The sequence below is a fragment of the Chryseobacterium sp. HNCC26DJ240 genome (assembly GCF_057180485.1).
On record NZ_JBXUGK010000009.1, the window covers coordinates 35,196 to 47,785 of the forward strand.

The window sequence follows — 12,590 nt, forward strand, 5'->3', positions numbered from 1 at the left end:
GAATCAAATCATCATCAAAATTTATAAAATGCTAAAAATCATTCAACATAAAATCTTTTTACTGGCTTGCGGAACGCTCATTTCTGTTTCGGCATTTGCACAGCAAAATTTTAAATTAACCTACAACAAACCCGCAGAAAACTGGAACGAAGCTTTACCCGTAGGAAATGGAAGATTGGGTGCGATGGTTTTTGGAGGTGCAGTTCAGGAACATCTGCAACTTAACGAAGAAACAATATGGGCAGGCGAGCCGGGAAACAATGTTCCGAAAAATACTTTCGACAGCATTCAGAAAGTCCGTCGTTTGATCAATGAAGGTCAGTTTGAAAAAGCACAGGATTTAACCAATAAAACCTATCCGAGGCAGGCTCCAAAAGATTTGAACTATGGAATGCCGTACCAGACGATGGGCGATTTGTTTCTGGATTTTAAAGGTCATGAAAACTTTAAAAATTACAAACGGACTTTAGATATTGAAAAGGCAATCAGCACAGTTTCTTATGAGGTAAACGGCGTGATTTTCAAGCGTGAAATATTTTCTTCTTTTGCCGATAATGTGATCATGATTAAGCTGACTTCCAGCAAAAAAGGAAGTTTAAATTTCAATATCAACGCTTCTACTCCTCATCTCATCAATTCAATTTTTGCAGAGAAAAACCAATTGGTCATTAACGGAACAAGCGGTTCAGTGGATAATAAAACCGGGAAAATTAAATTTAAAACGGTTGCTTTTCCTGTTTTAAAAGGAGGAAAACTAACCTCAACAAAAGACAAACTTGAAATTTCAAATGCCGATGAAGTTGTGATTTACGTTTCCATTGCTACGAATTTCAAAAAGTACAATGACCTTTCCGGAAATCCCGATGTCAGAGTTTCAGAATATTTAAATAAAGCTTTAAGCAAAAAATACAATGATGAATTAAAAGCTCACGTTGCGAAATATCAGAAATATTTCAAGCGTGTCAGTTTAGATTTAGGAACAACCGATCAGGCGAAGAAAACGACGGACATTAGAATTAAAGAGTTCGGAAATTCACAGGAACCGGATTTGGTGGCTTTGTATTTCCAGTTTGGGCGTTATCTTTTGATTTCTTCTTCACAACAGGGAACGCAGCCTGCCAATCTTCAGGGAATCTGGAATTATCAGTTAAATCCTGCCTGGGATAGCAAATACACGGTGAACATCAATACTGAAATGAATTACTGGCCGGCAGAAAATACCAATCTCAGCGAAATGCACGAGCCGTTATTTGATATGATTCAGGATCTCTCGGTGACCGGACAGGAATCTGCCAAGGAAATGTACAAAGCACGAGGCTGGAATATGCATCACAATACCGATTTGTGGCGAATTACAGGAGTTGTAGACGGCGGTTTCTACGGAATGTGGCCAATGGGCGGAGCATGGCTTACCCAACACGTTTGGAACCACTATTTATACACCGGAGACAAGGAATTTCTAAAGAAAAATTATGAAGCTTTAAAAGGTTGCGCTTTGTTTTACTTAGACGTTCTTCAACAGGATCCTTCAAAAAAATATCTCGTGGTTTCTCCATCAATGTCTCCTGAAAATAAATACTTTAAAAACGTAAGCATCACCGCTGGAACTACGATGGATAATCAGTTGGTTTTTGATGTGTTTAATAATTTCATTAATGCTTCCAAAATTTTAAATTCAGATAAAGATCTTTTCGATGAAGTGAAATCGGCTTTGTCAAAACTTCCTCCAATGCAGATCGGGCAACACGGTCAGTTGCAGGAATGGCTGACTGATATGGATAAAACCGATGATAAACACAGACATATTTCGCATCTGTACGGTTTATTTCCATCGGGACAGATTTCACCTTTTAGAAATCCTGATTTAACGGCAGCGGCAAAAAATTCAATGATTTTCAGAGGCGATAAATCCACAGGCTGGTCGATGGGCTGGAAAGTGAACTGGTGGGCACGATTGCTGGATGGAAACCGTGCTTTTAAACTCATTTCAGACCAGTTAACTCCTGCTCCGCTTGAAACCAAAGGACAATCCGGAGGAACCTATCCGAATCTTCTGGATGCACATCCTCCGTTTCAGATTGATGGAAATTTCGGCTGTACTTCGGGAATTGCTGAAATGCTGTTGCAAAGCTATGACGGATACATTTACCTTTTGCCGGCACTTCCCGACGCATTGCCAAACGGCTCTGTGAAAGGTCTGAAAGCAAGAGGCGGTTTTGAAATCGATATGGACTGGAAAAATTCCAAGCTGACGAAATTAATTGTAAAATCGGCTTTAGGTGGAAATGCAAGAATCAAAGTGGCAAAAGGTTTAAATTTAAAATCCAAAACAAATTTAACCTCAGCAAAAGAATCAAATTCCAACGAATATTATCAGGTGGATGTGATAAAAACGCCTTTAAAATCGGCTAAAGCAGAGCTGAAAGGTTTTGCAGTTCCGGAAACGGAAACGTTTGATTTTAAAACTGAAAAAGGCGGAGTTTATAATTTTGAAGCGAAGTAGATTCGCACAGATTTCACGGATTTTTTTTGTTGCCACGAATACACGAATTTTTAGTCTAATTTTAGGTAAAAGTAATCGAAGAAAAAATCAGCAAAATCCGCAAAATCTGCGTGAGACAGCAACATAAAAAATCCTGATGCAATCCAGCGTCAGGATCCGTTTTTATATCAAACCTCATAGGTTTTAAAAACCTATGAGGTTTTTTAATTATTGAGACATTTTATTCCTCTTCAGCCATTTCGGAAATTCATTTTCTACCAGTTTTGTTCCCGCTTCATTGTACCAACTGTAGCCCATTCTGCGTTCTTCGGAAACCTCTTCATAATTGAATTTCACACTTCCGTCACGGTCGCCAAACACAGGTTTATTTGTGGGAATATCGTAAAATCTCGCCCAAACTGCTGAGCCTTCTTTCTTGCTTAAAGTACGGATTGCTTTTTCACTGTCTCTCGAAACATTGTACGTATAACCGTCAATTTTACTTTCTTTAAACCATTGAATGGCTGATCTAATCGACTTTTCTATCTCCGGAGTTACCGGCTGCATCATGAGAAATTTCACGATATTCACTGACTCTCCGGTTGCAAGTGACATGGGTTCAAAAGCTCTGGCTTTTTCGGGTACCAAAGTGACTTCGTTGTACTGATCTGCCCAAATCGATAACTTTCCTTTCTGCAAAACCTGCGTTTTCAGAATACAGGCAACCCCTTTTTGCAAAGCTACTTTCGACTTTTCTTTTAGCTGAGAATTTACAGCATCAAAGCCTTCTTTTCCTTCAGAAATATTGTACAAAATCGTCAGTACATTAATCATTGCATTGTCATTGTACGTCACCTGCTTTCTGTAAATCGCCGAGTTCGGAAAATACTGCGGGAAACCACCGTTTTCATACTGCATAGAGAGCAAATACTCAATTCCCTTTTCAGCAGATTTCAGGTATGCAGGATTTTTTGTGGTACTGTAAGCCTTTATCAAACCATTAATCTCCTTTGACGTTGCATTGTTGTCAATCGTCGCAAGATCATTATCGTTGGCTTTGATGACTTTTAAAAGTTTTGCATCTATTTTTTTGGTGTAGTCTACATTTTTTTTGTCGCTGTTATGTTTTCCCCAACCGCCGTTCGGAAGCTGATACACCATCATCTTTTCGGCTAAAGTATCTTTTACCTGCGCAGAAAATGCTGATGTTATCAGACAAAATGAAGCTACAGTCAGTTTTAAATTGATCATTTTTTTTAAAATTATTTAAGAGTAATAATGAGCGGATTGGCAACAATTTTCGCCTGCTTCTGCAACAGATTTTCCCAATCTTTCTGGGTCTGAATCTGCCCGCTTTTCTGCCATGCAAATCCTGCGTAATAAGTCAGTTTCTTCTGAGGTTTCGTTACAACCAGCAAATTACTCTGGTCCGGAGTTTCAGATTTGTGAGCCATAGATTTCTGAACAATTTTAGGATCTACAACAATTCCCTCGCCTACAAAAGCATCATCGATTTTTTCCCAGTGCAGATAATATCCGGCTTGATCATTGAGTTTAGATTCGCCTTCATTTTTATGTAAAGTAATTCCGACCGTGTAATTGGGAACTTGTTTTTCAGTATCAAAGATCGATTCAAACTTAGAAAAATTCGAACCTAAATCAAGCGAAATTCTTTTGGTTTCTTTCACTCCAAATTCGCTCCACGGTGCATATGTCAGTTCAAAAACAGTTCTCAACGGACCTTCTGCAATCGTTTTTGAAGTCACAAAGTTCTGGGAAACCTGAAGTTTTTCGTCTTTCCAGATTCCAATCCCGCCCGTTCCGCGACTGTCACCAACGTGATAAGGATCGTAACCCTCGCCTCTTGTGTCTTTGTGGTAATACATCGGATCAGTCAGATATCCTTTGTACCATTCATTAATAACCGATTTTTCAGTTCGTTTAAACCAAATATCAACACCGCTGGAAAGTGTGCTTCCTTTCACCTTTGCGAGAGCTTCTGCCTGACCTTTCGGACCATAAACCCTGAACGCAACCTTATCATTCTCCCACGTGTAATCATCCACCCTTTCCGGAACCAGTCTGGAATACGTTGTCACCGGACTTTCAGGAATTGGTATATTTGCATCGGCAATGATTGTGTACGAATTTGTTTTTTTCGCATCCAGTTTCGCCTGAAAAAGAAGTTCATCCTTTTCTCCGTCGCCGTCATTATCGATCCACTGAATCGGCAGATATTGGTTTTGGGCATCTTTTATTCTTAAATCTTCTGCTTTATTTTTCCCTAAAAATGCTTTCAACTGCTTGATTGAAACAGAAACGACTTCATTTCTTGCAAAATCCTGAGTATTTTTAACCTGAACTGAAGTCTGCGCATTCATAAAATCCGCAGCAATGCAAACGATTGCACAACTTAAACCCAGTTTCCATATTTTTTGTTTGAACATAAAATGTAGTTTTATCAAAAGTAAAAATATTCTGAGTATTTATTAGATTTAAAACCTTAAATGTTTCTTAAAAACGGTTTTGAGGTAAAAATGGTTAATCGCTAGGACGCAATTTTAATTTTACAATCTCAAACTCTAAGGCGCAAGGATTTTATCTTCGATAAAATTTAAAAACTTTTTGCTGATTTTGTTGATGACTTAGGAAATGGAGGCGTGAAGAAATTTTAAATTATTTTCGTTAAAAAATTTCCACTGTTTGAGTGGCGGAAACAATATTCCTTTGAAATTTCAAGTCGTTCTTTCCGCCCGAGTTTGGAAATTTTAGAAAATCATTTGAAATTTTAGCCGGAATTTCCAGTCTTGATTTTTTGTTTCTTTTGCAGCAAGGCAAAAGAAAAATATTTACCTTTATAATAAAATTAATCCAATGACCGAGAAAGCCGAATTCTACGAAATACAGCGCTTCAGACAATGGTGGCTTTGGCTGATTATCCTATTTGTCGTAGGTTTTTCTTTCTATAATTTAATCGAAAATGCAGCGTATTTTTCCACAACAGAATTGATCATCACTTCATCAGTATCTGTATTCATTTTCCTGCTCTTTTTCTTCACTAAATTAGAAACAGAAATCGACGAATTGGGGATCAGAGTCCGCTTATTTCCGTTCCATTTACAGTTCAAATATTTCCCGTGGAAAAATATTGATAAAGCTTACATAAGAGAATATTCTCCTTTAATGGATTACGGAGGTTGGGGCTTAAGATTTGGATTTTTCGGACGCGGTAGAGCCTATAATATTTCAGGAAATTTAGGACTTCAACTCGTTTTTAAAGATGGTAAAAAACTGTTGATTGGTACGCAGAAATCTAATGAAATAAAGCAATTTTTAGAGCAGCTTAATAAGGTTTAAATTGAAATACTTAAATGAAATACTTACAAAAATACTTTCATGTTTGGTGGATTCCAATTGTTGCTTATTTAATTCCTTACACGATTTTCGAATTGGGAATGATTCTGAAAAAAGACAACGTCGTTGATCTTTCATTAGCCATTTTCTATCTCAATGTTTTGGGTAACATAATTTCTGCAATTGTTCAAATCGTTATTAAAAATGGTATCTGCTGTTTCCTCAGATTATTGTTTCGGCTTTTTTGTTTTTTTCCGTTTCAGTGTATTTTATACTTTCAGAACCAGATTTCTACGGTGCATACAAAACAATTCCAAAAAATATAAAATTTGAGATACCTGTTGACAGAGAATTAAAAGAAGAAGATTTAAAGCAAAACGATTTTAGACTAGCGCAAATTTGGCAACCAGGAATTTATCATTTTTACACAAATTATCATCCAAAAGAGGCAGGATATTTTTACATTAAAGCATTTGAAACAACTTCAAACGATAGGTTGTCAGCAGAACAGATAAACGAACGTTCGAAAATTGTTGTGGAAAAGCCAAAATCACAAATGTATTCTGGAGATTTTACAATTTATGAAGGTTCGTGGGGAGATAAATATGGAGCAAGAATTGAACTTTGGTATAAACCTAATAACAAAACTGAATACAAAATAATTGAGAAAAATTATATTGTTGAAGGCTGGATGAGATAAGGTTTGAGTTTAATTCCAAATTCCCAACTCTTTCCAGAATCATTCTCTACATTTGTTGCATGAAAATCCTTGTTGTTGAAGACGAAAAAGAGCTTTTAAAATCAATTTGTGATTCGCTGGTTCAGGAGCAGTATCTTATTGAAACTGCCGAAGATTTTGATGCCGCAAGTGAAAAAATTGGTTTGTATAATTACGACTGTATCCTTCTAGACATTATGCTTCCCGGCGGAAACGGACTTCAGCTTTTACAACAGTTGAAAGATTTGGGGAAATCTGAAAACGTCATTATTATTTCTGCAAAAGATTCTTTGGATGATAAATTGAAAGGTCTTGAACTCGGAGCTGATGATTATTTAACCAAACCTTTCCATAATGCCGAGCTCAACGCCAGAATAAAAGCCGTTCTGCGCAGAAAAAACCTCGATGGAAAAGATTCAATCGTAATTTCCAATCTTGAAATGGATCTTACAGAACGGACGTTGACGGTAAATGGAGAAAATCTTGCGCTCAACAGAAAAGAATTTGATATTCTGAATTATTTCCTGCTCAATAAAAACCGTTTGGTAACGAAAACTGCTTTGGCAGAGCACGTTTGGGGCGACAATATCGATCAGGCAGATAATTTTGATTTTATTTATTATCAGATTAAAAATTTAAGAAAAAAACTTCAGCAAAGCGACGCTGAAATCGAAATCGAAGCCATCTACGGAATCGGCTACAAACTGAAAGAAAAATGAAACTCCTTAACCGATCTCTTCTCCACCTCATGTCTTGGCTATTGCTTATCGTAAGTCTTTGGTCGGTCGTGTTTTATTTTAATATGCTCGACGAAATTAAAGACAGTGTTGATGAAGAGCTAGAAAATTACAAACGACAGATTGTTTCCAGAGCCGAAAAAGACTCCACGATTTTGCAGCAGAAAACGTTTGATGAAGGTTTTTTTTCGGTAAATCCTATCAGTAAAAAAGAAGCGCTGAATTTTAAAGATACCTACGAAGACACCGAAATTTACGCCCAGGATGCCGATGACGAAGCTCCCGAACTGGAACCTGTACGGGTTTTAACGACCGTTTTTGAACAGAATGGAAATTTTTATGAGCTGAAAATTTTCAACAATATGGTTGAAGAAGATGACCTTGTGAAAGAGCTGCTTTGGGATGCCGCAGGTTTGTATGTACTTTTGATTTTCAGCATTTTAGTCATCAACAATTTAGTGCTTCAAAAATTGTGGAAGCCATTCTACGATTTGCTTCATGACTTAAAAAATTACCGCCTCGGAGCTGGAAAAAATTTCCCGAAAGCAGAGACTAAAACCAAAGAATTTTCAGATTTGCAGGATGCTGTGACCACACTTTTGGATTACAGCGAAAAGACTTATGAGCAACAAAAAGAATTCATCGGAAACGCTTCTCACGAACTTCAAACACCTTTGGCAATTGCCATCAGTAAGCTCGAACTGTTGATGGAAAGAGAAAATTTCACCGACAATCAGGCAGAAAAAATTGCGGAAATTTTAGAAATTATAGAAAGACTGGTTCGTCTTAATAAATCACTTTTATTATTAACCAAAATTGAAAACAAGCAGTTTTTTGATAACAAAGAAGTTTCAGTAAACGAAATCGTCACTACAAACATTAATGATCTTGAAGACATTGCCGATTTTAAAGAGGTTAAAATTTCATCTAAAGAAAATGCAAAACTTTCAGTAAATGCCGATTCAGCTTTGATGAATATCATCGTTTCCAATCTTCTGCGAAACGCTATTTTCCACAACATCAAAAACGGAAAAGTTGAAGTTATAATTTCTGAACATTATTTAATAGTAAGAAACACAGGAGTTCCGAAAACTTTAGAGCAGGAAAAAATCTTTACGAGATTTCAGAAAAATAAAGAAAATCAGTCAGGAACCGGTTTGGGATTGGCGATTGTAAAAGCGATTGCTGAGTTGTATGGATTTTCTGTTTCATATGAATTTAAAGAAGAGATTCATGAGTTTAAAGTGAAGTTTTAGAAGCTAGAAGCTAGAAGCTAGAAGCTAGAAGCTAGAAGCTAGAAGCTAGAAGCTAGAAGCTAGAAGCTAGAAGCTAGGCAAAATTACTTTTTACTTTTTACTTTTTACTTTTTACTTTTTACCAAAAAATCCAAATTCCCATTTCTTTCCAGATTTCTTCCCAAAATTTTCCCGATTCGTGCTGTTGATTTGCAGTATGAAAACACTGAAACAGATTTTAATACTAGGAAATATTCAATTTTTGGGATGCTTTTTAGCAATGTCACAAACTTCATCTAAACCCGTAAAAGTTTCTCATGCAGAACCCATTTTTCAGGATTTGGTGAGAGATCTCGGAGCCAGAAAAGGCGAAAAAGAATTCAACATCGGAGCCGATTTTTCAAGCACTAAAAATTACAGAGAAAACGGATATTTGGCAGAATATGAATTTGCTCCCATCAACCGATTAGGTCTTGAAGTGGAAACCGATTTTTCATTTTTCAGTCCAAAAAACGGGACATCGAAAGAACAAATCCCAGGAAACCGTTTGGATGGAATCCGGTTTTCTGCGCAGTATTCTTTTTTTGTTTCAGAAAAGGCTAAAACTTCTCTAGCAATTGGTTATACACAGGTTTTAGAATTTCATGATTTTAAAAATTATAGTAAAGGAAAATTCATTACTGGATTAACGTACAGTCCGTTTTTTGTGGCGGCGAAAAGATGGGGTTCAAGTATTCATACTTTGGTTTATACTTATCCCGCAATTCAGCATGAGTTTGGAGAAAATGGAACTACGGTAGATTGGGAAATCAACAGTTCTGTGATGTACACCCTTCCGAATACAAGTCATTTTATTGGCGTGGAAGTGAATAAGGAAATCAGTCATGGGAAAATGGCTGTGACTTTAAGACCGCAGGTTAAAATCAAGCTGGATTCTCATTTTGCGGTGGGCGTTGTCACAGGAATTCCTTTGAATCATGATCATGAGAACAATTCTTCTTTTTTTAGATTGGTGTATGAGCCTTGATTTTTTTGATACATTTTTGGTTAGACGCAAGGGCGCAAGTGTTTTTTTATCACATCAAAATTTAAGTCGCAAGGATTTTATCAGAGATAACATTAAAGCTCTCGCATATTTTGCTGATAAAGCTGATCTAAAAATTTGCTAAATCTGTTTTATGATTGTCAGAATGTAAAATAAGCAGCCACTTTGTCATTCCGTAGGAATCTATACGGTTTTATTCTCAGTGTGTTGAGATTCCTACGGAATGACAAACAAACTGTAAAACTAGGTTATTTTAAGTAAGGAAATTCATTAATTGTTTAATCAGTATGAAAAATTACTTTAAGTCTTTTTTTATCACCAAATATTTCAAATCAGTAGTTCCGGCATTGCTGATTCCGTGCTCTGAGTTGGGCGGACAATACAAACTTGTATTCGGACCGACTGTTTTTGTTTTTCCGTCCAAATAGAATGTTGCTTTTCCTTCCAGAATATAAAAAAATTCTTCTTCAGGATGACGGTGTGGAGCGTGTGTAGATTTTCCGGGTTCTACAATACTCATCTTCAAGGTATTTTCTTCTGTGAAATTTTTATCTCCAAAATAATATTGATACCCAACTTTGGTCTTTGTGGCTTTTGAAACATCAAATTCATTGACACAATTTTCAATGGTGTAATTGATGGGTTCTTTGGTTTTCTGTGCATTTATAGTCTGTTGAAACAAAATGCACATTAATATTGCTGTGATATATTTTAGTCTTTCCATACTTTGTAATGATATGAAAAATATTGGTTAAACGCAATGGCGCAAGATTTTTCTTTATCACTTCAAACTGTAAGACGCAAGGATTTTATCAGAGATAAAACTTATACTCTCGCTTATTTTGCGAATCAAGCTGATTTTATTAATCTGCTAAATCTTTCTAATCAGCGAGAGACAAATTCTGAAGAAATTTATTTCTCTTAATTAAACTTCACAACTTAATAGATCTTAATGGTTTAAAAATACAAATGCTCGATTTAAAATCCTGTTCCCAAATGTTTCCAGAATCGTGTCGGAAATTAGCTGTATAAAATTTACGTTATGAAAAATTTAATTGTAGCAATCAGCATTTTAGGTTTAAGTTTTAACCAGCTTTCAGCACAGGATATTCATCAGAATGAAGTTCCGTCGGTCATTTTAAACCATTTTCAAAAGTCCTTCCCAAAAGCTTCAGACATTGATTGGGAAATTAAAGGCAATCTTTATGAAGTGGAATTTGAAACCGGATTTTTAGGAGATGATCATAAAATTCTTTATTCAAGAGATGGGAAAATGGTCTTTCATGAAGAAGAGATTGCCAAAAACAATCTTCCGAAATCGGTTTTAGCCACCATCAATAAGTATTATTCAGAATACAGAGTGGATGATGTAAAACGAATTTCCGACAATGGAAAAATAATGTACAAAGCCGAGCTGAAAAATTATTCCACCGAATGGAAAGTTGTTTTTGACGCTCAGGGAAGAATTCTGCAGAAAAAAGAAGATTAAGATGAAGAATTTAATGAGCACGTTCATCGTCTTATTTTTTGCAACAAAGTTGCCTGCACAGATCAGTCCGCCGGGTTTGGGACATTCTAAAACGGCGAGCTGGTTTGCTGCGGGATTTAAACAAAAACTGAATAAAAAATGGCAGTCGATGACATATTTCGGAATGGGAAGAACGAGCGGAACCTCTTTAAACCCAATTGAAAAACCTGCAATTTTTGTTCTCAATCAGGAATTTTACCATCAGTTGAAGAACAATCTGAAATATTCTTTTGCTTTAAGTTTGAGAGATCAAAAAGAAATAATTCCTTCCAACGGAAAAACTGTTGATCAACAGGAAATCAGGTTTTACGGAAGATTATCTTATGCTTTTAAAAGTAAAAAATTCAAAATAACACCGACTTTCAGACAGGAATTCAGGAAATTTTTTGCGCCAAAAAGCTTGGAGGACGCAGAATCTTTTGCCTTAAGAACCCGACTTCGGTTGCAGTTAAGTATCGGTTTAAACCAAGATGCTTCCAAAAAACTGATTTTAAGTTCGGAACAATTATTTTCAACTGAAAAAGACGCGCTTTCAAAAGAATGGACTGATTTACAATATCATGAAAGCCGGTTTTTAGCCTATTATTCTGTCACTCCAAAAAATTCTTCGGTGACTTTTGATATTGGTTATATGAATAATCTTGTGGGAGGAAATCATCCGTATAATGTGAGCTATCTCGCGCTGGATTTGGTTTTTAATGGAAAGAAAAGGGATTGAGAAATTTAGGAAAGTTTGTATATTTGAGAGAAGTAAACTACCTTAAAATTACACAGATGAACAATTACAAAATTACCTTTTTCTGTCTTATGCTAGCAATGTCAAGTTGCGAAGGCCAAAAATCAAACAGTGAAAAATCCATTACAGAAATACAGCAAAACGAAGCTGCACAGCTTGATAAAATTTATAATGAAACAGGAGAATTGATTTCTGAAATCAGTTTCGAACTTTCTGCAACCGAGGAGCAGAAAGCAGATTGGCCGGAAGGCATAATTCCTTGGATTAGTATTGAAAATACTCAGGCTGAAATCGGACAATTGCTTAATCCAGATGAAATTGTTATCCAGGAAAATAAAGTTAATTTAATTATTGACTATCCATTAAAAAAACCTGCAACAATTGAATTATCTAGCCCCAAAGGTTTTACACGAAAAGATTTAGTTCTTGAAATCAGTAAAAATTATCATAAAATTTATGCTGAAGAAGAGGCAACCGCTAAAACAAAAACAATTCCTTCAGATAAAAGAACAGGATTAATCAACAGAAACGAAACCGATGGCAAATACGGAATTTGGGGACATGATTTATCTGATTTAGATTTAAGTGGAATTGAAATTCATAAATCAAAAGATGGAAAAACAAACTTAATTTTGATTGTAGAATCTTAATAATTAAAAGTTCTTCGTTACTGCATTCTCAGTCCCTTTCCGGAAAACCATTTTGTCAATATCTGTTTTATTTCTAAATTGCATTATCTCCCAAAAAAGAGAGTG

Annotated in this window: 12 protein-coding genes; 9 read left to right on the forward strand and 3 right to left on the reverse strand. The window is 36.0% G+C overall.

The genetic code is table 11. The features are described 5' to 3' along the window. Nucleotides 1-28 precede the first annotated feature (28 nt). Nucleotides 29-2,503 (forward strand): glycoside hydrolase family 95 protein, encoded by a 2,475-nt coding sequence (locus AC2A1G_RS17840; protein WP_484048247.1) that lies wholly within the window; start codon nucleotides 29-31, stop codon nucleotides 2,501-2,503. 207 nt (nucleotides 2,504-2,710) lie between these two features. Here the strand turns inward: AC2A1G_RS17840 and pelA are convergent, their stop codons facing one another. Further along, nucleotides 2,711-3,733: a pectate lyase gene (pelA, locus tag AC2A1G_RS17845; protein WP_484048248.1), complete on the reverse strand. Its 1,023-nt coding sequence runs from the start codon at nucleotides 3,731-3,733 to the stop codon at nucleotides 2,711-2,713. An 11-nt stretch (nucleotides 3,734-3,744) separates the two neighbouring features. Then, complete coding sequence (locus AC2A1G_RS17850) at nucleotides 3,745-4,929, reverse strand: DUF4861 domain-containing protein (protein WP_484048249.1); 1,185 nt, start codon at nucleotides 4,927-4,929, stop codon at nucleotides 3,745-3,747. Nucleotides 4,930-5,356: 427 nt separating this feature from the next. On the opposite strand from AC2A1G_RS17850, the gene AC2A1G_RS17855 reads away from it, so the two are divergent. The 5 genes from AC2A1G_RS17855 (at nucleotide 5,357) to AC2A1G_RS17875 (ending at nucleotide 9,553) form a co-directional block, all read left to right on the forward strand. Continuing rightward, the gene (locus AC2A1G_RS17855) at nucleotides 5,357-5,839 is read left to right on the forward strand and encodes a hypothetical protein (protein WP_484048250.1); all 483 of its coding nucleotides are present in this window, start codon (nucleotides 5,357-5,359) and stop codon (nucleotides 5,837-5,839) included. A 259-nt stretch (nucleotides 5,840-6,098) separates the two neighbouring features. Then, nucleotides 6,099-6,536: a hypothetical protein gene (locus AC2A1G_RS17860; protein ID WP_484048251.1), complete on the forward strand. Its 438-nt coding sequence runs from the start codon at nucleotides 6,099-6,101 to the stop codon at nucleotides 6,534-6,536. A 59-nt stretch (nucleotides 6,537-6,595) separates the two neighbouring features. After that, complete coding sequence (locus AC2A1G_RS17865; RefSeq protein ID WP_484048252.1) at nucleotides 6,596-7,273, forward strand: response regulator transcription factor; 678 nt, start codon at nucleotides 6,596-6,598, stop codon at nucleotides 7,271-7,273. Then, a complete protein-coding gene (locus AC2A1G_RS17870) occupies nucleotides 7,270-8,547 on the forward strand; it encodes a sensor histidine kinase (RefSeq protein WP_484048253.1) in 1,278 nt (425 codons plus the stop codon). The genes AC2A1G_RS17865 and AC2A1G_RS17870 overlap by 4 nt, the downstream gene beginning before the upstream one ends. Nucleotides 8,548-8,743: 196 nt before the next feature. Further along, nucleotides 8,744-9,553 carry an HAEPLYID family protein gene (locus AC2A1G_RS17875; protein ID WP_484048254.1) on the forward strand — a complete coding sequence of 270 codons (810 nt, stop codon included), beginning with the start codon at nucleotides 8,744-8,746 and terminating at the stop codon, nucleotides 9,551-9,553. A gap of 313 nt (nucleotides 9,554-9,866) precedes the next feature. On the opposite strand, the gene AC2A1G_RS17880 is transcribed toward AC2A1G_RS17875, so the two are convergent. Continuing rightward, nucleotides 9,867-10,295 (reverse strand): cupin domain-containing protein, encoded by a 429-nt coding sequence (locus tag AC2A1G_RS17880; protein ID WP_484048255.1) that lies wholly within the window; start codon nucleotides 10,293-10,295, stop codon nucleotides 9,867-9,869. Nucleotides 10,296-10,613: 318 nt separating this feature from the next. Here AC2A1G_RS17880 and AC2A1G_RS17885 point away from each other — a divergent pair, with 318 nt between their 5' ends. The 3 genes from AC2A1G_RS17885 to AC2A1G_RS17895 are packed head-to-tail and all read left to right on the forward strand — an operon-like array spanning nucleotide 10,614 to nucleotide 12,485. Next, nucleotides 10,614-11,060 (forward strand): PepSY-like domain-containing protein, encoded by a 447-nt coding sequence (locus AC2A1G_RS17885; RefSeq protein ID WP_484048256.1) that lies wholly within the window; start codon nucleotides 10,614-10,616, stop codon nucleotides 11,058-11,060. A gap of 1 nt (nucleotide 11,061) precedes the next feature. After that, entirely contained in the window at nucleotides 11,062-11,817 is a 756-nt protein-coding gene (locus tag AC2A1G_RS17890) for a DUF2490 domain-containing protein (protein ID WP_484048257.1), read from the forward strand. 56 nt (nucleotides 11,818-11,873) lie between these two features. Further along, on the forward strand, nucleotides 11,874-12,485 hold the full coding sequence (locus tag AC2A1G_RS17895; protein ID WP_484048258.1) for a hypothetical protein: 612 nt from the start codon (nucleotides 11,874-11,876) through the stop codon (nucleotides 12,483-12,485). The last annotated feature ends 105 nt before the right edge of the window (nucleotides 12,486-12,590 follow it).

What these genes read in the sequence shown, in the direction of transcription:
- AC2A1G_RS17840 (WP_484048247.1), top strand. Translation starts at nt 29, where the DNA reads ATGCTAAAAATCATTCAACATAAAATCTTTTTACTGGCTTGCGGAACG.
- pelA (WP_484048248.1), bottom strand. Translation starts at nt 3,733, where the DNA reads ATGATCAATTTAAAACTGACTGTAGCTTCATTTTGTCTGATAACATCA.
- AC2A1G_RS17850 (WP_484048249.1), bottom strand. Translation starts at nt 4,929, where the DNA reads ATGTTCAAACAAAAAATATGGAAACTGGGTTTAAGTTGTGCAATCGTT.
- AC2A1G_RS17855 (WP_484048250.1), top strand. Translation starts at nt 5,357, where the DNA reads ATGACCGAGAAAGCCGAATTCTACGAAATACAGCGCTTCAGACAATGG.
- AC2A1G_RS17865 (WP_484048252.1), top strand. Translation starts at nt 6,596, where the DNA reads ATGAAAATCCTTGTTGTTGAAGACGAAAAAGAGCTTTTAAAATCAATT.
- AC2A1G_RS17870 (WP_484048253.1), top strand. Translation starts at nt 7,270, where the DNA reads ATGAAACTCCTTAACCGATCTCTTCTCCACCTCATGTCTTGGCTATTG.
- AC2A1G_RS17875 (WP_484048254.1), top strand. Translation starts at nt 8,744, where the DNA reads ATGAAAACACTGAAACAGATTTTAATACTAGGAAATATTCAATTTTTG.
- AC2A1G_RS17880 (WP_484048255.1), bottom strand. Translation starts at nt 10,295, where the DNA reads ATGGAAAGACTAAAATATATCACAGCAATATTAATGTGCATTTTGTTT.
- AC2A1G_RS17885 (WP_484048256.1), top strand. Translation starts at nt 10,614, where the DNA reads ATGAAAAATTTAATTGTAGCAATCAGCATTTTAGGTTTAAGTTTTAAC.
- AC2A1G_RS17890 (WP_484048257.1), top strand. Translation starts at nt 11,062, where the DNA reads ATGAAGAATTTAATGAGCACGTTCATCGTCTTATTTTTTGCAACAAAG.
- AC2A1G_RS17895 (WP_484048258.1), top strand. Translation starts at nt 11,874, where the DNA reads ATGAACAATTACAAAATTACCTTTTTCTGTCTTATGCTAGCAATGTCA.